This window comes from Sinorhizobium psoraleae (assembly GCF_013283645.1).
In the GTDB taxonomy this organism is placed as follows: Bacteria; Pseudomonadota; Alphaproteobacteria; order Rhizobiales; family Rhizobiaceae; genus Sinorhizobium; species Sinorhizobium psoraleae.
This window is the reverse complement of record NZ_JABEKV010000021.1, coordinates 1-24,003: the sequence shown is the minus strand read 5'-3', so window position 1 is coordinate 24,003 and position 24,003 is coordinate 1. Positions and strand designations below refer to the sequence as shown.

16 protein-coding genes and 4 pseudogenes are annotated in these 24,003 nt (G+C 58.8%); 11 read left to right on the top strand and 9 right to left on the bottom strand.

Translation table 11 applies throughout. From position 1 onward, the window contains the following. Positions 1–142 precede the first annotated feature (142 nt). The 6 genes and pseudogenes from ILFOPFJJ_RS33730 to ILFOPFJJ_RS33705 form a co-directional block, all read left to right on the top strand. Positions 143–391, top strand: a complete 249-nt coding sequence (locus ILFOPFJJ_RS33730) for a CopG family ribbon-helix-helix protein (RefSeq protein ID WP_136510472.1) — start codon at positions 143–145, stop codon at positions 389–391. Beyond that, positions 388–684, top strand: coding sequence for a type II toxin-antitoxin system RelE/ParE family toxin (locus ILFOPFJJ_RS33725; protein WP_173514742.1), 297 nt, complete (start codon positions 388–390; stop codon positions 682–684). Before ILFOPFJJ_RS33730 ends, ILFOPFJJ_RS33725 begins: the two co-directional genes overlap by 4 nt. 182 nt (positions 685–866) lie before the next feature. After that, positions 867–1,555, top strand: a pseudogene (locus ILFOPFJJ_RS33720) (IS30 family transposase); the annotation flags it as partial. 88 nt (positions 1,556–1,643) lie between these two features. Then, positions 1,644–1,877, top strand: a complete 234-nt coding sequence (locus ILFOPFJJ_RS33715) for a type II toxin-antitoxin system Phd/YefM family antitoxin (RefSeq protein WP_173514741.1) — start codon at positions 1,644–1,646, stop codon at positions 1,875–1,877. Positions 1,878–1,908: 31 nt separating this feature from the next. Next, positions 1,909–2,262 carry a type II toxin-antitoxin system VapC family toxin gene (locus tag ILFOPFJJ_RS33710; RefSeq protein WP_376741495.1) on the top strand — a complete coding sequence of 118 codons (354 nt, stop codon included), beginning with the start codon at positions 1,909–1,911 and terminating at the stop codon, positions 2,260–2,262. Positions 2,263–2,841: 579 nt separating this feature from the next. Further along, positions 2,842–3,261 (top strand): annotated as a pseudogene (locus tag ILFOPFJJ_RS33705) (IS30 family transposase); the annotation flags it as partial. 407 nt (positions 3,262–3,668) lie between these two features. Here the strand turns inward: ILFOPFJJ_RS33705 and ILFOPFJJ_RS33700 are convergent. After that, positions 3,669–4,694 carry an IS110 family RNA-guided transposase gene (locus tag ILFOPFJJ_RS33700; protein WP_173514740.1) on the bottom strand — a complete coding sequence of 342 codons (1,026 nt, stop codon included), beginning with the start codon at positions 4,692–4,694 and terminating at the stop codon, positions 3,669–3,671. A gap of 927 nt (positions 4,695–5,621) precedes the next feature. Here ILFOPFJJ_RS33700 and ILFOPFJJ_RS36845 point away from each other — a divergent pair. Both ILFOPFJJ_RS36845 and ILFOPFJJ_RS33690 read left to right on the top strand, forming a co-directional pair. After that, positions 5,622–6,467 (top strand): annotated as a pseudogene (locus ILFOPFJJ_RS36845) (hypothetical protein); the annotation flags it as partial. A gap of 141 nt (positions 6,468–6,608) precedes the next feature. Next, the gene (locus tag ILFOPFJJ_RS33690; protein ID WP_173514739.1) at positions 6,609–7,823 is read left to right on the top strand and encodes an alpha/beta hydrolase; all 1,215 of its coding nucleotides are present in this window, start codon (positions 6,609–6,611) and stop codon (positions 7,821–7,823) included. 479 nt (positions 7,824–8,302) lie between these two features. Here the strand turns inward: ILFOPFJJ_RS33690 and ILFOPFJJ_RS33685 are convergent, their stop codons facing one another. From ILFOPFJJ_RS33685 to ILFOPFJJ_RS33665, 5 genes are all read right to left on the bottom strand, one after another. Then, entirely contained in the window at positions 8,303–8,707 is a 405-nt protein-coding gene (locus ILFOPFJJ_RS33685; protein ID WP_173514738.1) for a BA14K family protein, read from the bottom strand. Between the two features lie 615 nt (positions 8,708–9,322). Continuing rightward, a complete protein-coding gene (gene malQ / locus ILFOPFJJ_RS33680; RefSeq protein ID WP_173514737.1) occupies positions 9,323–11,170 on the bottom strand; it encodes a 4-alpha-glucanotransferase in 1,848 nt (615 codons plus the stop codon). Further along, positions 11,167–13,377, bottom strand: coding sequence for a 1,4-alpha-glucan branching protein GlgB (gene glgB / locus ILFOPFJJ_RS33675; RefSeq protein WP_173514736.1), 2,211 nt, complete (start codon positions 13,375–13,377; stop codon positions 11,167–11,169). Before glgB ends, malQ begins: the two co-directional genes overlap by 4 nt. Further along, the gene (gene treS, locus ILFOPFJJ_RS33670) at positions 13,374–16,655 is read right to left on the bottom strand and encodes a maltose alpha-D-glucosyltransferase (protein ID WP_173514735.1); all 3,282 of its coding nucleotides are present in this window, start codon (positions 16,653–16,655) and stop codon (positions 13,374–13,376) included. Before treS ends, glgB begins: the two co-directional genes overlap by 4 nt. Before the next feature lie 224 nt (positions 16,656–16,879). Further along, positions 16,880–19,615, bottom strand: coding sequence for a maltotransferase domain-containing protein (locus ILFOPFJJ_RS33665; protein WP_312032785.1), 2,736 nt, complete (start codon positions 19,613–19,615; stop codon positions 16,880–16,882). Between ILFOPFJJ_RS33665 and ILFOPFJJ_RS36885 the strand changes: the two genes are divergently transcribed. Beyond that, positions 19,607–20,011: a hypothetical protein gene (locus ILFOPFJJ_RS36885; protein ID WP_312032784.1), complete on the top strand. Its 405-nt coding sequence runs from the start codon at positions 19,607–19,609 to the stop codon at positions 20,009–20,011. The genes ILFOPFJJ_RS33665 and ILFOPFJJ_RS36885 overlap by 9 nt on opposite strands. Positions 20,012–20,424: 413 nt before the next feature. Beyond that, positions 20,425–20,721, top strand: a complete 297-nt coding sequence (locus ILFOPFJJ_RS33660; protein ID WP_246300006.1) for a glutathione S-transferase C-terminal domain-containing protein — start codon at positions 20,425–20,427, stop codon at positions 20,719–20,721. A 157-nt stretch (positions 20,722–20,878) separates the two neighbouring features. Here ILFOPFJJ_RS33660 and ILFOPFJJ_RS33655 read toward each other — a convergent pair whose 3' ends face one another. The 3 genes from ILFOPFJJ_RS33655 to ILFOPFJJ_RS33645 all read right to left on the bottom strand — a co-directional run bounded on the left by ILFOPFJJ_RS33655 (position 20,879) and on the right by ILFOPFJJ_RS33645 (position 22,760). Continuing rightward, a complete protein-coding gene (locus tag ILFOPFJJ_RS33655) occupies positions 20,879–21,769 on the bottom strand; it encodes an NAD(P)/FAD-dependent oxidoreductase (protein WP_173514733.1) in 891 nt (296 codons plus the stop codon). 148 nt (positions 21,770–21,917) lie between these two features. After that, positions 21,918–22,097 (bottom strand): DUF2934 domain-containing protein, encoded by a 180-nt coding sequence (locus ILFOPFJJ_RS33650; RefSeq protein WP_246300005.1) that lies wholly within the window; start codon positions 22,095–22,097, stop codon positions 21,918–21,920. A gap of 159 nt (positions 22,098–22,256) precedes the next feature. After that, positions 22,257–22,760, bottom strand: coding sequence for a DUF1440 domain-containing protein (locus ILFOPFJJ_RS33645; RefSeq protein ID WP_246300004.1), 504 nt, complete (start codon positions 22,758–22,760; stop codon positions 22,257–22,259). A gap of 172 nt (positions 22,761–22,932) precedes the next feature. Between ILFOPFJJ_RS33645 and ILFOPFJJ_RS33640 the strand changes: the two are divergent. Beyond that, positions 22,933–23,393: pseudogene (locus ILFOPFJJ_RS33640) on the top strand (ferritin-like domain-containing protein). The last annotated feature ends 610 nt before the right edge of the window (positions 23,394–24,003 follow it).

Sequence of the window (24,003 nt, the reverse complement as noted above, 5' to 3'; positions counted from 1 at the left end):
GTTCGCTGAATGTTCTTTCAGTTGGCCGTTTTCGCAGCAACGTACGCACCGGGCCATGTAGACGACTGGGCCGCGTTGTCCTTACCCTTGACGAACCAAGATGGTTCACCAATATTAACTGTGAACCAATGAGGTTAAGACAATGACCGCTGCTTTCACTGTGCGCGTGCAAGACGAAATTGCTGAAAAGCTTGACAGGATAGCCGCGCTTTCTGATCGCTCCCGTGCCTATTTAGCCGCCCAGGCCATTGAGGACTATGTGGCAAGAGAGGAATGGCAGTTGGCCGAGATCCAAGCTGGGATAGATGAGGCCGATCGCGGCGAGTTTGCCAGCGCGAACGAGTTGGCCAGTGTGGTAGCAAAGCACGTAAAGGCCGCTCGCAAAGCATGAGCAGCCACGCATTGCGCTGGACGCGCAGAGCTGTCCGAAGGCTCGACCAAATCGGTAGCTATATCGCGAAGGACGATCCCGAGGCTGCCGCCCGCGTCGTCGCACGCATCGTTTCGGCCGTAGACAATCTAGCGAGTCAGCCGGCCATGGGACGTGTCGGACGTATTAAGGGTACCCGCGAGTACGTCTTTGCGGATATTCCCTATATTGTCGCCTACCGGGTGATGCCCGACGTCATCGAAATCGTGACCGTTCTTCATGGGGCTCAGCGATGGCCGCTTAAGTTGGACTAAGCGGCCGTCGCGATCACCCTCCTGCTTCGATCGGTTGCCGTGTGGCGGCGCAAAGTGACATTTCTACTTTGCGCAACCGCGGACATTTCAACCTGGCCGCCACAGTAAGTGTAGCCGGGTACATTCTATTTCCAAGTGCGACATGCCAATTAAAACAATGGCTTCGCCTTGGAGAATTCTGGATGTCGCTCTGCTATTCGCAGCTCACCCTTTCCGATCGCCGACGTTTGCATCAGCTCGTGGAACGCAAAGTTCCTGTTGGTGAGATTGCCCCCAACTCGGCCGTCATCGCTCGACGATCTATCGCGAGCTGAAGCGCAATACCTTTCGCGATGCCGAGTTTCCGGAATACAGCGGTTATTACAGCGGCATCGCCAATGACATCTCCAAGGAGCGTCGCCGGCGGTTGCGCAAGCTCAGGCGCCATCCGCAGTTGCGCGACCTGGTGGTCGATCGGCTGAAGGCACATTGGTCGCCGGAACAGATCGCCGGCCGTCTGCTCGCGGACGGCGTGAGTACCGTCCGCGTCTGCCCGGAGACGATCTATCGCTTCATTTACTGCAAGGAGGATTACGCGCTGGAGCTCTATCGGCATCTAGCGGAAGGCCGTCGCAAACGCCGGCGCCGCGGATCTCGCAAGCCCCGCGACGGCTTGATCCCGTTTGACTGCAGGATCAGCCAACGTCCTGATTTCATTGCCGATCGCTCGCAGTTCGGCCCCTGGGAGGGCGATCTGCTGATCTTCCGGCGCGACCTCGGTGACGCCAATGTCACCTCGCTGGTCGAGCGCAAGAGCCGCTACGCGGTGATGATCAAGAATGGCAGCCGTCACTCTCGGCCGCTTATCGACAAGATCGTCGATGCCTTCTCAGCGACGTGAAGCGTCGCACGGCCACGAGTGGCTAGATTTTCGGAGTAAAATGCACTAAGAATAGCCAAGTTAGCTAATTGAGGTTGCCATGCAGGTTACAATCCATAACGCCAAAACAAACCTGTCCAAACTTATCGAGGCGGCGAAGGCTGGCGAAGAAGTTGTCATTGCAAAGGGCAAGACTCCTGTTGCCCGCATCGTTGCCATCCCGCAAAACAAGTTCACGATCGGGCTGCTGAAAGGCAAGGTTACAGGAGACGGGCCGGATTTCTTCGAGCCTATGAGTGAGGATGAACTGGCCCTTTGGGAAGGCAAAGCGTGACGGCTGTGCTTCTCGACACCCATACGTGGGCATGGTCGCTGACCGGCGATGTGCGCCTATCTGCCAAGGCAACCGCTCTCATCACGGAGGCCGCAACGTCTTCGTCAGCCCGATCAGTTTTTTCGAGATCGGGCAGAAGGTTCGCATCGGCAAGTGGCCAGAGATGGGGCCATTCGTCAATGATTTGCCCAGTTTGCTGGAACAGCAGGGCGGCAGAGTCGCCGCCCTGGCGCCGGAAATTTGTTTGAAAGGGGCAACGCTTGCGTGGGAGCATCGCGACCCATTCGACCGTCTGCTGGCAGCGAGTGCGCTGGATCTTGGGATGCCGCTGATTTCAGCGGACCAGGTTTTCGAGACGCTTCCTGCCGTCAGCCGTTTGTGGTGAACTTCAGCCGCGGCGAGTTTCTCCTCGGATGTACGCGTTCCCGCAAACGGCTTTTGATCGGCCGAGTGCCAAGCGAATTCCTCCGGCGCCAATGCCGCCACCTCTCAGGCAGCTGCTAACCAATATCACCCAGCTTCATCGCCTGCAGCCGATTCCGATTCAGATCATTCCCCAAGCGCGCGAAGATTGAAACCCTCAAAGCCGGTGGGTGCCCTCACGCGGCCCGATCTCACCTTGCAACCCGGACCCGCCGGTCAGATCGGGGCTGGTCGTCGTGCCTGCGGCCACCCACAGTGACATTTGAACTTTGCGCAACGGCGGACATTTCAACCTCGTCGCCACACTTTGTGTAACGGGGGTACACTCTAGTGCGACATGCCAATTAAAACAATGGCTTCGCCTTGGAGAATTCTGGATGTCGCTCTGCTATTCGCAGCTCACCCTTTCCGATCGCCGACGTTTGCATCAGCTCGTGGAACGCAAAGTTCCTGTTGGTGAGATTGCCCCCAACTCGGCCGTCATCGCTCGACGATCTATCGCGAGCTGACGGCTTGATCCCGTTTGACTGCAGGATCAGCCGATCGCTCGCAGTTCGGACATTGGGAGGGCGATCTGCTGATCTTTCGGCGCGACCTCGGTGAGGCCAATGTCACCTCGCTCGTCGAGCGCAAGAGCCGCTACACGGTGATGATCAAGAATGGCAGCCGGCACTCGCGACCGATGATGGATCAGATGGTCCACGCCTTCTCACCGTTGCCGGCTTTTGCCCGACAGAGCTTCACCTTCGACCGCGGTACCGAGTTCAGCGGCTTCAGGGCTTTGGAAGACGGGATCGGTGCCCGGAGCTGGTTCTGCGATCCGAATTCACAGTGGCAGAAAGGCGCGGTCGAGAACACCAACAAGCGCATCCGCCGCTTCATGCCCGGAGATACCGATCTGTCCGCGGTCAGCCAGCAACAGCTCGTCGCCCTCGCGCATCATTTGCGCGAATGTGGGTAATGCCCTACCCTGCACACGCCATTGTTGCACTTGGTTTAGATTCTCCACGGCAGTTTAGATGGTGTTGTCTAATCGCTCGGCATAGATCAAGCTCTTTTTGACATGCTCAACAACGGCCGGCCGAGCATCGTTCGACCTGACGAGTGTCAAACTGTGGATGTGCGGACCGCTGTTTCGTGTTGCGTTGTTGATGACGTTTGCCGGGAGCACGGTTGTCTGCGCGGTCGATACCTGATCGCCGCATGAAGGGTTTTCGCCGGAGGGATCTTCCAATGTAACGGACGCAGTATGGGACGTGGTACACGTTCACCTGCCAACACCATCTGCGGAATGACCCGACCTACGTCCCGGCAGGGACGTTTCAACGCATCCGATAAGGCGGACTCAATTCAGAATGCCTGGTGAACTCAGGCAGTCATGCCGGCGGACCGGTCAAAAAATTCGCCGGTTGTCAGCATTCTGTGCATTATCACGGATAGCTTGCGCGCCACAGCAACTGCTGCTCGTTTGAAGCCGACCTTCTCTCTGAGCTTCATCCCCCAGGCACGAAGTGAACTGTCAGCATGGGCTCGGGTCAGGATCACCGTAGCGGCCTCATAAAGGAGGCCACGCAGATGACTATCTCCCCGCCGAGAGATGTGGCCGTCATAGTCAACTTCCCCGGACTGATACCGCCTTGTTGTCAGTCCCAGCCATGCTCCCACAGACCGGGAGATTCGGAAGTTTTTCGGATCCTCTATCGCCGCAACAAAGGAGGCGGAAGTCACCGCACCGACCCCGGGAATGGACTTCAGTACCTGACATGCGTCGCTCCGCCGTGCCATTGCGACGAGCTGACGATCAAGTTCCGCAGCGCGGCCTCGGATACTACGCCAAGCCTCGAGAAGGGGCAGGATGATCTGTTCCAAGGCAGCATTGCTACCCAACAGATTGCGTACATTCGTGGCAAATACCAAGCCACTACCTTTGGACACGACCAGCCCAAACGTCTTCATAAGCCCACGGATCTGATTGGATAGCTCCGTCATGATCCTGATTAGCTTGGTGCGCGCGGTCACCAATGTGCGGATAAGCATGCTGTCATAGCCCTTCACGCGTACCTCGCGGTAGAAGCCGACCTCAGCCAGCTGTGCCAAGCCGTCGGCGTCTTTGGCGTCTGTTTTGTTCGGGGCCATGTCGAGCGCGGCCTTGGCATGGCGGGCGTCGATACAGATTGCCGGAAGCCCTTCTGCACTCAGAGCATGATAGAACCACACAGACAAAGGACCGGTCTCGAACACCACCCGCTCTGCTGCCGGTGCGCGATGGCGGATCACCTCTGCGAGCAGCTTTGGATCGGATGGGCATTTGCCGCGCCAAATCCTCTCGCCATCGCGCCGAACAGAAATCGCTGTCTCTTTCAATGACACGTCGAGGCCGATATATTCGCTCATGGTTGTTCTCCAATTGATGTTTGGGCCCGGCATCCAGTCGTGAGCCCGTATTCCCATCTTATCGGGGAGCAACCACCTTGCTGTTCAGTACCATGACCAATCTGCCGCCCCGGGGCGGCTCGCTCCCGCGATTACCCCATGTAACGGGCAGAACCCAGCCAGCCAGGTTTGGAGGTCTGGTGGTCGTCCCTCACAATGATGGTGTCGCGGAGTCAGGAAAGGCCTGCTCCATGCAGTTGTCGGTTCGACCCGGACGCCCCGCTGGTCTGCTACCATGTCCGCCCCCATCGACACAACGCAAGATTGGGCCCAGCGGCATTGTGAGGTTCAGGATATTACGCTGTTACTCGGTAAAAGGGAATATGGAGCATCGTAATCGATTAAAGTTGTGTGTCGTTTCGCGTGGCGGGCCGACCCGAATATCTAAAGGCGTTTACGATCGCTCAAGAGGTGTTTGGCCGAACAGATACGTTTGACACACAGAATGATCCGGTTGTTCGTATCGAAGCCGGCCGTATCCGCCGGGAGTTGGAGCGTTACTAACTTCTCTCGGGACCAAGCGAAAACGTCATCATCACGATCCCCCAGGGTGGATACGTACCGTCCTTTGAGTTAAATCCAGACTTCGAAGACTTGGAGTGACGCAGCAGACCTGCCACAGACCCCACACGGGATTCTGTCGGCGCCCGAGCACACGGTGCGTGCTTTTCCGTATAAGGCACGCGTCACAGCACCGACCAGAGCATTACGGCGCCCAATCGCCCGGCTATCGCGGTGGAACGCTTCAAAGATGTCGTTGCGAGCGACCGCTCGTCGGGCGTTTCCCAAGGCCAGACCGATGAGATCATTGGCAAATTGGTCAGATTCAAAGAGATCGTCGTTGTGGAGGGGACTGCGCTCAGTGAACCCAGCCATTCCGGATCAGGCTATGTTCTACAGGGCAGCATAAGGCTGCAAGGCGACAGGCTCCGATCGATCGCGCGACTCGTTCGACGGGCAGATGGCGTGATCATATGGGCGAACCATTACGATTCTGACCTGCGTGCGCAAAGCGCCTTCGAGATTGAAACCGCTCTTGCAGAGGAAATTGCCACAGCAGTCGCTCAGCCTTTCGGAATCATGTTTCAGACCGATACGACTCGATGAGGTGCGCTTTTCCTATAAGTTGGGAGTGAAGCCTTCCCCAAAGTCGCTGGAAACGTCCCTCGAACTGGCTGGACACGCGGTTGAAATCGATCCACAGAACGCCCGCGCCTTGCAGGCGCTGATGCTGGCCAATGTCTTCCGTAATGATATTCAGTCTGCATTGCGCGCAGGCGCGGCTGCCTATGCCATCAATGCCAACGATACCGAGGTTGCCGGCGAATACGGCTTGCGTCTCGCCATGTCGGGAAAATGGGAAACGGGCTGCGGGCTTATTTCGAATGCCGTGAGCAAGGGGCGGCCAGAAGGGTTATTTCGAGGTTGGCATGTCCTTGTGCGCATTCATTAAGGTGATCTGGCGCCCGCGGAACTCTGGTCGCGAATGTCTGACCTCGACTACAACCCCATGCATCATATGGTCTTGACGGCGATTCTAGGCTCAGCGGGAAGATTGATGAGGCAAAGGCCGAGCTTCGCTGGCTCAATATCCACGCCCCCGACCTAATGCCGAATATCGCGCGCGAGGTCTCGATGCGCATCGCGCGTCAGGAATATCGGGGACGCATCTTCGCGGGCCTGCGTGCAGCGGGCGCCGATATAGCAGCGACGCCTACGGCCGCGACCGACTGAACGCCTGGGTGGATCGATCCACCGACTGGTTCGCGAGGAGATTCAGCCATAGAGGCTACGCGAAGCTACGCGCGTAGATCGCGGCGGCATGATAGCGTTTCGACACTACGGATCATCCTCAAGCCGGTTCGGGACGCTTTGATGAGCAAACGGAATGCTGCCCTTCTTCTTCTCTCCCTGTCGGGTTGTGGACATCCAAGTGGCGTTATGATGCCGGTCACACTTTCAACGTCGGACGCTCCAACGGCAAAGGTCGAAATGCTGGTGGCGACCACGCGCGAGCCTTCCGGCGATTCGGCGACGCTCTTCAGTGGAGAGCGCAGTCCCAAGCCGCATTTGACGCAGGTTTCGGTCTCGCTCCCACCCAAGCGACAGGCTGGAACAGTCCAATGGCCAAAGAGCCTTCCCCCTAATCCGGCGACGGATTTCGCTGTGACACAGGTTCAGCAGATCTCCACCGTGGCCGAGGGGCGAGCTTGGTTTAAGCAGCATGTGAACGGCGGTCACGCGCTCGTCTTTATCCACGGCTTCAACAACAAGTATGAAGATTCGGTCTTCCGGCTGGCGCAGATCGTTCACGATAGCGGCATGCAGGCGACCCCGGTGCTGTTCACCTGGCCGTCGCGGGCAGAAATTACTGCCTATCAGTACGACAAGGAAAGCACGAACTACTCGCGTACAGCGCTGGAGCAGGCGCTTCGCACGCTCGCGGCCGATCCGAACGTCAAGGACATCACGGTGATGGCTCACTCCATGGGCACGTGGCTGGCGATGGAATCGCTGCGTCAGATGGGGATCCGCGATGGGCGCGTGGATCCAAAGATCCACAACGTGATTCTCGCATCACCCGACATCGACATCCAAGTGTTCGCGAAGCAGTTCGTGGAAATGGGAGAGCCGCGACCGAAGTTTACGATCTTCGTCTCCCAGGACGACAAAGCGCTGGCCGTTTCAAGCTTTATTACAGGCCGGGTGTCGAGACTCGGCGCCATCAACCCGGCAGAAGAGCCCTATCGGTCGAAGCTGGAGAAGGCTGGAATTACGGCTATCGATCTGACGAAGGTCGATACCGCGGACAGCCTCAGCCATGGCAAGTTTGCCGAGAGCCCTGCGATCGTCCAGCTCATTGGTCAGCGGTTGATGAAGGGGCAAACGCTCACGGATTCGAATGTTACGCTTGGCCAGGGCATTACTGCGGTTGTCGGCGGGACGGTCACGAGCATAGGTAACGTTGCTGCGACCGCTGTTGCAGCCCCCGCCAACTTGGTCGAGCAGCCCTTGGTCGGGAGGGGGAAACCGCGGCCACCCGAAGAGACACTCGACGGTGACCTGAAACCGCAAGTGCTCACACAATAAGGCGGCGTCCCGCACGCTTCGAGACACGAGGTTCCCGAAACGAATGGTTTTCTCGCTCGCAGCAGGGCTTCTCGTTGCCTCCATCGCTTTCGCCCAGACACCGGCCCCAGCTACCGAGCAGAAGATAAACGATTCGATCAACAGCCAGGAGGCCTCCTAGAACCATGCCGGGCTACTGTGCCTGGCATGGGTTTTGTCTGCCTCGATGGGTGCCGATATTAAGACGCGGATCAGGAGACGACTCGAACTACGATCGAGAAACTTCCATGAGCGTCTTGCCAAGCTTGCCGGCGGCCTCGCGATCGCCAAAACAAGGGCGCCCAATCCAATCGCCGGGCCGCTAAGACGTTTCCGCCTTTAAATGCATTTTCGGCGACAGGACAACGCACACCTCGCACACTTCAGCGGTCCGACCTCACTGCTGAAGAATCCGATAACCTGCGCGTCCCGATACCGGCGTCGCCAAGCGCGCCCCTCAATCAATAGTAGGGCGAGACGCACGCCCGTCGCGGACCGTAATAGGGCTGGAACGTGTTGTCGTAAGCCCTGTACGAGCGGTAGCGCGCATAGCACCAGCGCGCATGTGCATTGCCGCCATAATAAGCCTGGCGGTAAAAGCGTGGCGCGTAGTAGTGCGGACGGTAATAGCTCGACGCGTAGTAGCCCTGATCGTAGTATCCCTGATCGTAATAGCCTGGACTGTAGTAGCCCGGATCATAGTAGCTGGGGCCATAATATCTCGGCTGCGCCAGCAATCCGCCGATGACTGCGCCGGTCGCGAGCCCGCCGAGGGCCCAAGCCCAGTCGTCGTCAATCGCCATGGCCGGCGGAGCGCTCGTCAGCGCCGTCACCAGCGACAGGGTAATCATAGCTAACCGTTTCATTGGCTTCACCTTTCCTCTACAGCGCCACCGCGTCGTATAGGCGCGCAAGGCTCGCTGCAGCCTTTAAATGCACTGTAATTTTACCCTAGAATCGATTTGGTTTGAGCAATTATGCGTTAGCCAGAGAGCTTCGCTTCAAAGAGGGCCCATTTCGGGGTGTCGCATCTTCCCGGAACGGCTAAAGGCCCGGCGTCGTATGGCTTCACACACTCACCGTATTGCGTCGAGACCGCGTGAAAGGCGTTTTTATACACTCTGGCATGCTCTGCCCATCAACCGCGTCCCGAGCAACTTCTCCGGCTGCTGATGCTGGCTGACCAGAGCCTGTTGCAGTTGTACGTCGCGTTGTCACGCCTAGGGCGGACTTTCGCGGCATATCTGTCGAGGGTCGGCAACGGGTCGAAGCGAGCCGTTCTTCACGAGCTCTGTGCGCGCCTTGTTGCGATGATGTTCACGTTCGGGGCTAAGAGAATCGCATAATGTACCGACGGGAACTGCTCTCGAATTTGGTACCGGGAGGCATGGTCCCGGCCCGTTTAAGAGAACGAGCGTACACACTTATCCGTTGGCAGGAAGCCCATGATCTCAAATACGCGTCCGTTGTTCCGGTCAGCTCTAAGACCAAGAGTCGCCTCCGATTTGAACTGCCGAATTCCGATGGCGCGGACGCCGCCTCGAGGCCTTCCCTTGGAGACCTTGCACGACCAGCTGCGGTAGATCGGCTCCCGAGAGCTCCTCCACCGACATCGACAACTTTGGTTTCCAATTTGGATACTCGGAGCTGGTGCCGGGCACATTCGTAACGCGCTGCTCGTTCGTCATGTCCGCGAGCCGCGCAGCAATCATTAGGCATGGTGTTTCGGCAAGGTAGCGATAGGCGCCTTCGACCAGCGCGTGAACAAACTCCATATCGTGGATGCTAGCCGTCGCTCCGCCGGGCAATACTATGCCATGTTTTTTTAAAGCCCTCCTTAGATTCGCGCGTTCCCGCTCACGCTCCTCCCGTTCCAACTTGGCCGCCTGCTCCGGCACCAAATGGTGTTTCACTCGCATTTCTATGTCCGCGCCACGCCACCAGCCGACTATCGTTTGGTGGTCGTGCGTAGAAAGACACGCCAGAGCGAGCCTGGGGTAATGCTCCGGCGGACGGAAGCCCCGCTTGCTCTTCTCGTAAGTGAGGATGCGGTAGGATAGAATATTCGCGGCGCACATTTGCTCGCGCAAGCCCTTGGGAATGAGGCCTAAATCTTCGCCGATCACAATGCAGCGATGATCCTTCGATGCCTCGGCAAGATCATGCAATATCTGATTGTCCGGATAGACGACGTAAGCACCCCGTTCGGGCGACGAGTCGAACGGCACGAGAAACAGCCGCTTCAGTGCCGCGGCGTGGTCGATTCTCAGTGCGCCCGCATAGCGCATGGTGCCATTCAGAACTACACGCAGCGGTGACGAGGCTCCTGCCGCAATCGTTGCTGGGTGCATCGCAGCGAGCCGCCAGTCCTGTCCCTTAACGGCCCAAGGGTCAGGCGGGCTGCCTATTGTGGCGCCCCACGCATAGGTTTGCCGCTCGCTCCATGTCGCGGAGCCGTCAAGGGCTTCCCCCACCGCAAGATCGAGGTACAACCCGACCCTGAGGCCGGCCCGGGCCGCTGTATCCGCAACGGCGGTCAATTGCCGGTGCGCCAACCATTGCAGCCACAGATGGAACTGAATTTCGTCTCGGTATTCGCGGGCAAACCGCCTGACCTCGCTGCCGTCCGGATCTTGATAGGTGAGAGGCCAAGCGGTCCACCCTGCTCCTTGGTCTCGGCGGCGCATTTCGCCCGACAGGGCTTCGAACAGTGCGTGCTTTCTCAAGAGCTCGCCGCCCTCGTCTTCGAACCGTTCGAAGTCTGCGGCGTCTTCGTTTGACCACCGCTTACGGCTTCGCCATATCTGCCTGAGCACTTGCAGTTTCGCTCTTGCGACACCTGCATAGTCGACGAGGTCCGTCTTGCGAAGTTTCACTGCGGTTCTCTCGAGAGCCGGGCTGTTCTTGAAGCCGTTGACACGGTCCACCGCGATATAGAGCGGGTTCAGGAACCGCCGGTTCGAAGGCTCATACGGGCTGCAACGGTCTGGATCTGCCAGAAACGGCGCGTGCAGCGGAGTAAGGCCGACGAAATCGGCTCCCCAACTTCCTGCGATCTCGCAGAGCCGCCCGAGATCATCGAAATCTCCGATGCCCCAGTTGCGCGAGGAGCGCAGCTCGTAGAGCTGGAGACTAATTCCCCAAACCCGCTCCTTGGTCATGAATTTTGGAACAAAACATTTGGCAGGCGGATCGGTTCGGATGTTGAGAGCCGAGAGGATTTTTCTTTTAGTTTGATCGGAGACAGGGACGTTCGGTGCTTCGATGCCGGGCCTCACGCCAATGACCCCATGCTGTTTCGCCAGCTTGTCCAAACTGCTTGTGGTCATTCCCTCGTCCACTTGTGGAAGATTGTCGCGAGTGGAGGAAGCTTGACATTGACCGAGAGTTCTTTGCCGTGTGCACTCCGAGATTCGGCCCGAATATCACCATTCACCAGCCCCGAACCGCCATACTCCTGCGCGTCGGTGTTCAGGATCTCTCTCCAAAGCCCCGGACGCGGCACCCCGATGCGGTAGTCGTAGCGAGGCACGGGCGTGAAGTTCGAGACGATCAACATGAGGGCTGAATCGTCAGGAGAGCGCCGCAGCATTGCGAGAACGGAGTTTTTGGCATCATCCACTACCGCCCACTCGAACCCTGATGGATGATAATCGCCGAACTGCAGTGAAGACTCACGCCGGTAGATGCCGTTAAGGTCGCGGATCAGCATCTGCAAGGCGGCATGTTCCGGCCTATCGAGAAGGTCCCAAAATACCGACCGTTCATGGTCCCATTCCGTGTCCTGGGCTATTTCGGATCCCATGAACAGTAGCTTCTTGCCCGGGTGGCCCCACATAAACCCGTAGTAGGTCCGAAGATTGGCGAGTCTCTGCCACTGATCTCCTGGCATCCTGCCGAGAATCGAGCCCTTCCCGTGGACCACTTCGTCGTGCGAAAGAGGAAGCACGAACCTTTCCGAATAGGCATAGATCATGCTGAAGGTCATGCTGGAATGATGATAGCGCCGATGGACCGGGTCCTCGCGCATGTAGCCCAAGCTGTCGTGCATCCAGCCCATGTTCCATTTGAGGTCGAAGCCGAGCCCCCCCTCTTCCGGGGGCCTCGTCACGTTCGGCCACGCAGTCGATTCTTCCGCGATTGTCACGGCGTGGCGGCAGCGCCGATGAATGATGCTGTTCAAATGTTTGAAGAATTCCACAGCCTCGAGGTTCTCGCGGCCCCCGTGACGGTTGGGAATCCATTCCCCCTCCTTTCTGCTGTAGTCGCGGTAGAGCATGGAGGCTACGGCATCGACCCGCAGGCCGTCGACGTGATAGCGATCGAGCCACTCGAGGGCGCTGGCAATCAGAAAACCTTGAACTTCGTTGCGGCCGAAGTTGTAGATGAGCGTATTCCAATCGCGATGAAAGCCTTCCCGGGGATCCTCATATTCGTAGAGGGCCGTACCGTCGAAGCGAGCAAGTCCCCAGATGTCGGCCGGGAAATGTGCTGGGACCCAATCTAGAAGCACTCCTATTCCCCCCGCATGACAGCGGTCCACGAAGTAAGCGAAATCCTCAGGTGTTCCGTAACGGCCGGTCGGCGAAAACATGCCGAGCGGTTGGTAGCCCCAGGACCCGCTGAAGGGATGTTCCATGATCGGCATCAGTTCGATGTGCGTGAAGCCGAGCCTTTTCACATAAGGAATGAGCCGCTGGCTGAGCTCGATCCAATCGAGATGCCTGTTCCCCTCCTCGACCACGCGCAGCCAAGATGCGAGATGCACCTCGTAAATCGACATTGCGCCGTCCAGTTTGTTCGCGGCACGGCATGCATTCATCCACTGGTGATCACTCCATTCGAATGGCTCGTTTGACGCGACTATAGAGCCCGTCGAAGGCGCCGCCTCGCTTGCGCGAGCCACGGGGTCGGCCTTTTGCGGGAGCAGATTGCCTTTGCAGTCCAGCAGCTCGTATTTGTACCTCTCGCCCGGACCAAGACCAGGGATAAAGATTTCCCAGACGCCGGCCTCATGCCGCAGACGCATAGGGTTTCGGCGACCGTCCCACGAATTGAAGTCTCCGACGACCGACACTCGGCCCGCGTTGGGGGCCCATACGGCAAAGCGAACGCCGGCGATCCCTTCGACTTCCAGAGGATTTGCACCCAGTGTTCGGGCCAGATCGTAGTGTGTGCCTTGCGCGATGAGGTGCAGGTCGAGCTGCCCGAGCAGCAGTGCGAACGAGTAAGGATCATCAGCCTCTTGCGTGGCGTCAGGCCAAGTGATCCGGAACCGATGCCCGGCAGGGCCGGTCGTGCGTGCGGCGAACAGGCCGCCCCGATGAACGAGATGCATCGGCGCGAGAACCGAATTGCTCTCCCTGTGCAGCAGGTCCACGGCGAGCGCGCCAGGAAAAAGCGAGCGAACCACGGTGGTTTCACCTATTTGGTGGCGCCCCAAGATGGAGAAGGGATCGCCATGCCTGCCGTCGACGAGAGCTGCAATCGCTTCGGGATTGTGGCCCGCGAGAAGATCGGCGCCCTGCGAAGTCATACAGCCTTCCCCGTCAGCTTGGACGCGATCGAACAGAAGCCTTCAAGCGGAATTGACATCCACTTCGGCCGGTTGCGCGCTTCATACGCGATCTCGTAGGCTGCTTTCTCAAGGAGGAAGAGGTCCAAGATCTTTTCGCGTCTTTCCTGCGGCAGCGCCAGCGCAGAAGATGCCTCCACGGCGGCAAAGTATTCCTGACGGAATCTCGCCTCTGCCAGATCGGCGAACTGGTAGATTAGCCGGCTGCGTCCGCGGCTCTCGTGGGTCGCGGAAATTTCCTGCTCGATATCCGCCGAAGCGGCAAGGTAGCGGATCGAACGGATCAGGCCCGCAACGTCTCGCAATGGGTTAGTCTTGGCACGTCTTTCTGCGAGGTCGCGAGCAGGTTCACCCTCAAAGTCTATGATGTATACGTCGTTTTCGGCGATCAGCAGCTGGCCAAGGTGAAAATCACCGTGGTTCCTTATCATCAGCGTGTCCGTCACAGCGACTGCAAGGTTGCCGACCGCCTTCAGAATCTCGTCGCGCTGCTCCAGCAAGCCGGCCACCCTCGCGCGGATCTCGGCATCCTCCGCCGCGGTCTCTTCGGTAAGGATAAGGATGCTCGTCGAGATCTGATCGGTGACTGCGCGCTGCCATTTCACGACATCTTTCTCGCTCGCCAACACCGGGTTGAAATCATGATCCTGCGAGGGTGATGCGAGTGCGGCATGTAGTTCGGCCAGCCTCCGGCCAATCGTACCCATGAGGGTGAAGATAGGTAGGAAACCGTTGTCCTCCGGCACACTCTCCCGGCCGGACACCATCGCGTCTTCGATGACGTGGCGCAGGTTGGCAAGCATCCAGCTCCAGCCGTCCCCTTGGTTGCGGATCGCGCCCTGAACGACCATGAGGGTCGATCGGCTTTCGTCAGGTAAGATGCGAGCAACTTCGCCCAGGAGCGGTGGAGTGTTGTTGAAGTTGAGCTTGGTCAAGTGACGTGTCATCTCGACTTCGGGGTGAATCCCGGAAAAGATGTGTCGGATGAGCTTGATCATGGCGAGATCGCCTATGATCAGCGAGCTATTGGATTGCTCGGCCGAAAGCCAATGCACTGGCATTTCGTCTGAAATGCCCATGCAGTCCAATTTCTCGGTTCCGATGAACTCGTATGTGCCGCTCTTTCCCGCTATCCGGGACCGGTCGCACAGAGCTTTGATGACGCCCCGCGCGAGTCTTTCCATTGCAAATGCATCCGTAAGGAAGCCTACTCGTCGCCCCCTGCGGATACGCGCGAGGGCCAGCTGCTGTGCGAGGGCGTGAGGCTTGTCATCGTCCCATGCGATGGCAAGCGGCAAAAAGTAGCGCTCGGCATGGCTTTCGAATTTGGCCTCCAACTCGCCAAGCAGGAGATCATTGCCAAATGGCATCGGGGTGAACGATACGAGGGACGCGTCCAGAAGCGGCTCGCCCTTTGCCGCGAACCACCGCCGCCTCGCCAGGTAGGAGGGCAGTACCTCCCGGGAGAGACTTCCAAGGACATCCGGCCTCTCGATCAAATCGGCCAGTTCTCGCCGCATGACCAAGGTGACGAAGTCCGGGAATTGCTCCGGCGGCTCGGTCCGCCAGGCAGGACCCTCAGCGTCTGCCTCGAGCCGGAACAAGTAGAAGCCGTAGGGCGGAAGTGTAAGTAGATACGTCAGTTGACCAATTGGGGGAAAGGGCGACATGCCCGTCAATTCGATCGGTACTCTTCCCTCAAATGGCGCAAGATCGAGTTCGACCGCCTGGGGCAGGCGCGAGAGGTTGGCGACACAAAGTAGCACGTCATCGCCGTGTTCTCTCAGATAAGCGAGCACGCTGCGATTTTCCGGCCTTAGAAACCGCAGCGTACCGCGCCCGAAGGCGGGGTGGTTGCGGCGAAGCGCCAATATTCTCCGCGTCCAGTTCAAGAGCGAATGAGCGTCCGCGCTCTGGGCCTCGACGTTTACTGCCTCGTAGCCGTAGACAGGGTCCATGATTGGGGGCAGGACGAGGCGAGCTGGGTCGGCGCGCGAAAACCCGCCATTCCGGTCGGGAGACCATTGCATCGGCGTTCTGACGCCGTCGCGATCACCGAGATAGATGTTGTCTCCCATCCCGATCTCGTCACCATAGTAAATGACGGGGGTCCCCGGCATCGACAACAGGAGCGCATTCATCAACTCGATCCGCCTGCGATCACGCTCCATTAGCGGCGCCAGCCGACGCCTGATGCCGAGGTTGATCCGAGCTCGCCTGTCGGAAGCATATGTGTTCCACAGATAGTCACGCTCGGCGTCCGTCACCATTTCGAGTGTGAGTTCGTCATGGTTTCTGAGGAAGATCGCCCACTGGCAGTTGTCCGGTATCTCCGGCGTCTGGCGAATGATGTCCGTGATGGGGAAACGATCTTCCTTGGCTATGGCCATGTACATCCGCGGCATCAAGGGAAAATGAAAGGCCATGTGGCATTCATCGCCGTCACCGAAATAATCTCTTGTGTCTTCAGGCCATTGGTTCGCTTCCGCCAGCAGCATCTTGCCCGGATGACTTGCATCCAGCGCAGCCCTGATCCTCTTCAGGACCTCATGGGTTTCCGGCAGGTTCTCATTGATCGTGCCCTCTCGTTCAATGAGGTATGGAATGGCGTCAAGCCGGAACCCGTCGATCCCGGTTTCCAGCCAAAGACGCATTACCGTCAGAAGCTCTTCAAGAACGAGAGGATTGTCGAAATTCAAATCGGGCTGGTGCGAATAGAACCGATGCCAGTAGTAGGCGCCTGCGACCGGATCCCAGGCCCAGTTCGATTTCTCGGTGTCGAGAAAGATAATCCGGGTCTCAGGAAACTTCTGATCGGTGTCTGACCAGACATAGAAGTCCCTTTCTGCCGAACCCGGCGGTGCGCGCCTCGCGCGCTGGAACCATGGATGCTGGTCGGAGGTGTGATTGATCACCAGCTCGATGATGACCCTCAGTCCGTGTCCGTGAGCCGCCTCGACGAAAGCGCGAAAATCCGCGATCGTTCCGTAGTCCGGGCTGACACCTGTGTAATCCGCGATGTCGTAGCCGTCGTCCAAGCGGGGAGAGGGGAAGAACGGCAGCAGCCACACAGCAGTAGCGCCAAGCGCGGCTATATATTCCAGCTTGTGGTGCAGCCCGGCGAAGTCGCCAATACCGTCGCCGTTCGCGTCAAAAAAGGATTTGACGTGCAACTGATAAATGATTGCGTCCTTGTACCAGAACATGTCAGGATGCGGGTGAAGCTGACCTGTGTCCATGAACCCTCTTCACCTCGCAACTGTCGAACGGCAGGATCTTTGTGCCTAAGCTCTTTCGAGTGGACACCATCACCCGGCTGAAGCCTGCCAAACTCGCAAGGGTCCACGAGGTTCCGCAGCGACCACGTGTGGTCGCGCGCCGATTGGAGATTTCGCTGCGGGGTGCGGAGTTCGCGCGTCAGGATGCTTCGCGCGAAGCATGAGGCGCTGAGGCGGCGTCGGCCTCATCTTACGCGGTAGATGCTGAATGGTAGAATGGCGGGGTTGAGCCGAAGCTTTTGAAATTTGCCCGTCCACGCGAACTTCTCCCCTGTAACGAGATCGTGGAGGGATAGCGTGCCGCTGTCGGGAAGGTCCCAGAGCCAAAGTGGCGCCTCGATTTCGCTCTCCTGCTCACGATAGGGATCGAGCGTCACGCCGATCAGAAGAACATTCTGCCGATTGGCGCTCGCCTTTTCGTAGAACATCACCGACGGGTTCGACGACGGTAGCAGCGTGAGGCCGAGATGCGAATGCAGGGCTCTGTTCTCACTTCTGATCCGGTTCAACATCGTGATCTCCGGGATGATGTTGCCCGGCCGATCCCAATCCCACGCCCGGATCTCGTACTTTTCGCTGTCCGCGTACTCCTTCCGCTTGGAATCCGGGCGACCCTCGCACAGTTCGAAGCCGTTATAAACGCCCCAAAGTCCCGAAAGGGTCGCCGCCAAAGCTGCCCGTATCAGGAATGCAGAACGCGGTGCATTCTGCAGAAATTCGGGATTGATATCGTGAGTGTTGACGAAAAAGTGGGGGCGGAAGAAATCCCTTGGCGCCTCCTTCGTCAGTTCAAGCATATACTGTTCGAGTTCCCATCGTGTATTTCGCCATGTGAAATACGTGTAGGACTGGGAAAAGCCGATTTTTGCGAGCCGGTACATGACCTTGGGGCGGGTAAAGGCTTCCGACAGGAAAATGACTTCAGGATGCTTCACCCGAATGTCCCGGATCAGCCACTCCCAGAAAGGGAACGGCTTGGTGTGCGGATTGTCGACGCGGAAAACCTTTACCCCCTGGTCTACCCACAGCTGGACGATGTGGCGCAGCGTCTGCCAAAGGTCAGGGATCGTGTCGTTGGTGTAGAAGTCCACGTTGACGATGTCTTCATATTTCTTGGGCGGGTTCTCGGCATAGCGGATCGTTCCGTCCGGCCGCCAGTCGAACCAACCGGGCCTTTGCTTTAGCCACGGGTGGTCGGGTGAGGCTTGAATCGCCAGGTCGAGCGCGATTTCCAGCCCCTGGCCTCTTGCCGCTTCGACAAGCTCGCGGAAATCCTCGAATGTGCCGAGCTCGGGATGAATGGCGTCGTGCCCGCCCTCTTCGGAGCCAATGGCATAAGGGCTGCCAGGATCTCCCGGTTCAGCCTTGAGGCTGTTGTTGCGGCCCTTGCGATTGGTTTTGCCGATCGGGTGGATCGGTGGAAAATAGACCACGTCGAAGCCCATTTCCCTGATCTTCGGCAGACGCCCTATGACGTCGCGAAAAGTGCCATGTCGGGTCGGGTCGCCGCTCTGGGAGCGCGGGAACAATTCGTACCAACTGCCGAAAGCCGCGCCGGAGCGTTCAGCATCCACCGGGTTCGCCCAGGAGCGAACGCGGAAAGGCCGCCGATCTGCCTCGGCCATGACGTCGAAAGCCTCAGCCGACAGAAATATCTCGGTTTTGCGGCTCTCCGACGATCCAAGCAATTGGTCCAACAGCGCCCGGAGCCGGCCCGCAGTTTTGCCATCCGCCTGCTCCAGTGCCTTTCGCACGAGCTGCAATCCTTCTTCGAGTTCCAGCTTCAGATTGAGTCTGGCCTCGTGCTTTTTGGACAGCTCGTATCGGAAGATAGCGAAGGGATTGCGCCACGCCTGTACCGCGAATTCATGGCGGCCAAGCCGCTTAAGCGGAAAGTGGCCGCGCCACCGGTCGTTTTCGACCAGTTCCATCGGCGTTTGGTGCCAATCGGCGGCGTCAGCCTCTCGCCAGAAGAGGGCAGCCGCCAAGGGATCGTGGCCATCGCCGAATATATCCGCCTCGACGGTAACGAGCTCGCCGACAACCCGCTTCACGGGGTACCGCCCTTCATCTACGGAGGGTGAGATGTTTTCGATCGCGAGGCGCGGCTGAGCCGCTGCCTCCTCGGCAGTCACTCTCGACGTAAGCAGGATTGGTCGCGCGGCCCGGCCCCTGAGGAGGAGCAGTTCTCCAGGCCTCAGTCGCACCGGCTCTTCCAGCACGGCGCCTTCTCGGGACTCCGGGAAAAGGGGCAGGAAGGCCGAGACGGTCTCGGTGATCGAGCGCAGCGGTGCAGCCGCGGAACGGCGTAGATCCCGATTGGCTACGATGACCCGCACTTCGCGGGACGATCTGGCATCCTCCTGGTCCATTTGAACGAGGGCTATGGCGGGTGTTTGGCTCGTCGCAACCATGCGCAAGGGGCTGCCGTGAAATGCACAATCCATCGGGTCGCCCTCGTTCGCGCGGCGTATATCGGACGATAGATCGAAGTTTGCCTGTTCACGCAAGCCGCGCACCCCCCGCCCATCGCCATGCATCGGATCGAGCGGCAAGGCGACCCCGAACTCAAATCCCATCGGCACCATCAGGGGGCCGACCAAGTCCGCGAGCCGAAGTGCCAGCAGGCAGCGCCGTTCCCGCACCTCGCAACTGTCCGTACCGTGCGCCAGGCGCTTGCCGTAAGGAGCCTCGGGAAATGCGATCTGGTATCCGAGCGCCCGCTGCGCTTCATACTCGTCGATGAGCCAGGACTGCTCCAGGTCCCACCAGGCGAGGGAGGAAAAGGTGCCGTCGAAGCCGGTTCCCGCCAAGGCTCGCCTCTGCTCGAAACCGGAGCCGGGCGTCCACGCTAGAAATAGAGTGTCGGCGCGCGCCGTTCGAGCGGCCTCGACAATGGTTCCCCAGACATGTTGCGGCACACGATCGATCCCGAGGCATCTGAAACCCGCCACCCCGAAGTCGACAAGGCGACGCACCCTCCGCTGCCATTCGGACGTGTGTTCGGCAGCTTCTGCCGTATCGTTGAAAGTCACTCTTCTGCTTCCGATCTCGTCGGCTCGAATCCGTGGATCAGGTTTCACGCTCTCGGTCTCGGCGACACGGTCGAGGACCAAATCCAACATGAAGCGAAGCCCGAGTTCATCGGCCATGCCAGCCAGAGAGCCTATCTGCTCCTCGGCGCGTCCGGGCATTTCAAGGTCTGGATCGAGTTGCTCGAACGAACTCGACACAAACACGCTGGCGCCATCGCTCCGAGCGAACAGTGGTGCGCTCAGGACAGTATCGAAGCCGAGGGCTGCCACGTGTTTGAATAATTCACGCCATCCGTCATGCCGCCTCAGATGAAGAGGGTGCACATAATAGATCCTTGGTGTGCGGCCAACGGCCAGTTGATTTTCGGACGTTGCTGACGGCATGGCGGCCTTCATCTCGTGAAAGCGTCTCCAACTCGCAGGCTGTGAACAATGTTCCGAGCGATAGAGCATCGGCGAGGCCGTTGTGTCTGATGCGGACGGCGCCCGACCGCATCCTGTGGCCCTATTCACGTTTTTGATCGAGCCCGACAAATCGCCCCGACTTCACGTTGCAGGCAGCCCCCAATGAGTCCCGGCTAAGCGGCCAAAGGGGTCGAATGCCTACACTCGGCGGTTGTCTTTTCCGGCATTGTGTTTGGCCGCATGCCGCAATTCGGCATCAGGTAAGCCTGTCAGGGAACATTCAACCCGAGATGAAGCGCTTCCATTTTCCGCATCGATACGCGCTGAGAACAGAGGACAATCCCGCCATTCAGGATTTGGCAAAAGCCCTTGTTCTCAGCCGCCTGGACGTCATGAACACGCGTTTGGAGAAAGGTGGATCGTACATCCTGGGCACTCGGTTCAGCCTGGCGGATTTCTATTTGAGCTTCTGGATCGCCTTGCTCGGCCGCGATGGCGTGTGCTCACGGTCTCCGGCGATTGCCAAGCGGTACGACCCGGTTCGATCTCGTGCGGGCGTAACGCCCTATCTGGCGCCGAGCGGATAGAGGAATATTCCGAGTTGATGAGGAAGAACCCAGCGGGCGTCATAGCTTAGGTGTTCCCAACAGGAAGTCCCTGTGGGCATAGGCTTGTCGGGAACGTCCATCCCCGCTGCGCCCCGGAGGTCGCGTCCGCGGTAATTCCCGAGCACCTTATTACATTTCAATGATCGCCAGAAAATGCCAACAGATCGTTGTGCAGGGCGACGGCGGCAATCTCCCCTTGGGCCATGGCCACGCCTAACTGGTTCAGACCCGTTACCACGTCGCCAATGGCGAAGAAGCGCTCGACATTGGTGCGTTGATGTTGGCTGGTCGGTATCCGTCCCTCCTCGTCAAGTCTGACTCCCACCGCTTGCGCGAGTTGGGACTGAGGCCTGCAACCAAGCGCCGAGTATACTGCCGCGTCGATCCTTCCTCCATCAACGAACTCCAACGATATACGATCACCGGAGAGAGGCCGATGATGTAGCAATCGAGCGGTTGTCAACCGGAGCGGCGGCTCGATATCTGCGGGGCTCAGGTCCGTTAGTTCTGCACCTAACGTCGCTAGCGTCACGCTCTCGGTAAACGACAATAGGAACGCGGCTTCTTTCGCTGCTCGCCGGTTGTTGCCGATGATGACGACAGGAGCGCCATTGATCTCGTATCCGTCGCAGATCGGACAAACCCGGAGATTGCCGTTCCGCACGAGTTCCACTGCATCAGGCCACTGCGGGAGAATATCGACCAGACCTGTCGCGTAAATAAAGGCAAAGCTATGAAGGGTCCGGCCGGCCACTGCGCATAAGAAGCCGTGCTCGGTCCGCTCTAGGCGGTCTCCACGGCCAACAATTCTCTCTACGCCGAACCTGCTGGATTGATCGTGCATGCGGTCAAGCAGGACCCGTCCGGGTACGCCCTCCGGGAACGCTGGATGATTGTAGGAGCGGGGGATGAGGGAAGCGCGACTAAGTCCTGCATCGACGATGATCACGCTCCGTCTGAGCCGCGCCAGATACACGCTCGCTGTCAAGCCGGCAGGACCTCCGCCCAGGACTATGCAGTCGTACATGAGATGGCGGCGCTCTTTCAGACGTTGATAGATCGGACACTCACATGGGCCGAAGCTTACAAGGCAGGACGCATGCGAAGGCGCTTACGCTGGGCGAACCGAGCTGATGCTTGCCTCGCATTACCTGATCGGAGTGTTTCACCGTGGCTTAGTGCGGCGGCTCCGTCTTCCGGGGCGTCCCTTTCGAACGGTCGGCCAAGTCTTCTTCCTCGATTTCTTTTGTGGCGCGATGCCAGTGACCCTCGTGGTTTCCGTAAGCCCGCCCTTCCAGTTCCCAGATTCCATAGGCGCGTCGACGAATGCGCTCTTCCAATTCTTGGCGAGACATCATGATCTCCTCCCGATGCGGTCTTCCGCTGATCGGCTGAAATTCGTTTAGAACGTGTGAAAAACCGAGCAAAGAGGAAGATGTTCCGCCTGGTCGCGGCCGTACGCCATCTCAGTCATCGCTCCGAAGAAACACGCGTCAGGCGAGCGCCAGTGTAACTCAGCCCATCCGATGGCCGCGGCCGGAGTGGGGGATTCGTTGCGCATACGCGTCACGTGCCGGACCTCGGGTGAATATCTCGCTACGCGAGAGTTCTAGCTCGCGAAATCCGGCCGCAAGCGCTGCACCCCAGACGAGATGCACAGCGAGCATCAGCAGATTGCGTGATAGCGGATGCTTCGTTGCCGGACGGAGAATACGGGTGGCGGGGATCCATCCGAGGTAACTGGCAGTCCAGACCGTCAGACCATAGATCGGCCCGTTAAGCCACTTTCCGACGAGCGGGTAGAGCGCACCGGAAAGAGCTCCGTAGAGAAAGTGCGCCGAAAGTGTCCGGGTAGAGTGCGCTCTGCCATTCGCCGAACCACCAATGCTCTCCAGCATTTCAGACGGTGGAAGCGGATAGCGCTCGTCGGGGGGCAGTATGGCAAATAGTCGCCGCATCGCCGTGGTCATTACCATTGTGGCGCATAGGCCGGCGACTGCTCCGAGAATGATGCGCATCATAACTCCTGACTTAACAGGAACCGCAGGGGCGATCGATTAGCGTTCCAACAATCAGGCGATGGGGAAGTTCCTTTCGCCATCCCATGCACCGCAGCTGCGGCGCGAGCGCACGTGATCATGCGCCCGTCGAACCTTTCCGGAATCCTCAGGTTCTATGTTCAAACGAGGAATGAAGATCGAGAACGAAAGAAGGGATAATGGGCAGGATCATCTACATGCCTGGCTCAGGGATGCACATGCCATGTAAGAGCAGGAGATCACGATGCTCACCACTCAGTCCGCAAGATTGGAGAACTATCCCGAACTCAAAGCGCGGATCGACAAACACCTTCAGGGAACCCGCGACCAAGTGGTAATGCTCGACCCTTGCCTCGAGCGCACCGGTGGTTCTTCCAGCATCAAGGACATCACGGGCAAGGTAGTGGCCTCTCGCCAGCTACACGTTCGAGCAGATGGAAATCGTAAGCTACAAGATCCTCATCGCCGCGGCCGAGTATGCCGGCGATCGAGGCCAAACGTGTCTGCGAAACGATATTGCAGCAGGAGATGGCGGCATGGCTCGACGAACACGCCGCCGCCATCACCCGCAAGTTCCTCGCCGCGGACGTGACTTCGCCAAATCGGATATAACCCTTCCACTCGGCTCTCGCAGCGACTGCCATAACTCGCTCCTGACGCAATTTGCTTGGGCTGCGCAAATATGTGGGCCCTGCTGACGATCGGGAGATTTCAAGCCGTGTTGAGGACTTCTCCCGCACGAACTACAGGATACGTCGACGTCTGGTCTCGAGTCTGACGCGGGACGGCTTGTCGACCGTCCGCGCCAACATCCGCTACGCCGCTCGGCCTTCACCCTCGACAGGCCGGTGTATTTGCGCCGGGCGAGGGTGGCGATGGAAACATTGCCGCCGGGCTTGGAGATCATGAACGTCCGGGTTTGAGTTTGGCCTTGCCGCTGTTTCCGCTCTTGCTGCCCTTTCCGCCGCCTTCACCTCTGGCGACGCCTGTAGTGCCGCCGCCGCCGCCCGACTTCGCCATAGCTTGTGACGCGAGACTCGCTGGCAACAGCAACGTTACGGCTGGTGGCGTGATCGCCGCCAAGCGGTGGCAAGCTTTTAGCTCGCGTCTGCGGAACGGTCCGCAACCGGGATCCGCCTTCTTGTCGATGGGGTTCTGTCTTGGGTCCGCGCAGCGGCGGTGCCAAAACCACGGCTTTCGCGAAAAAGTGATCGACCCTATT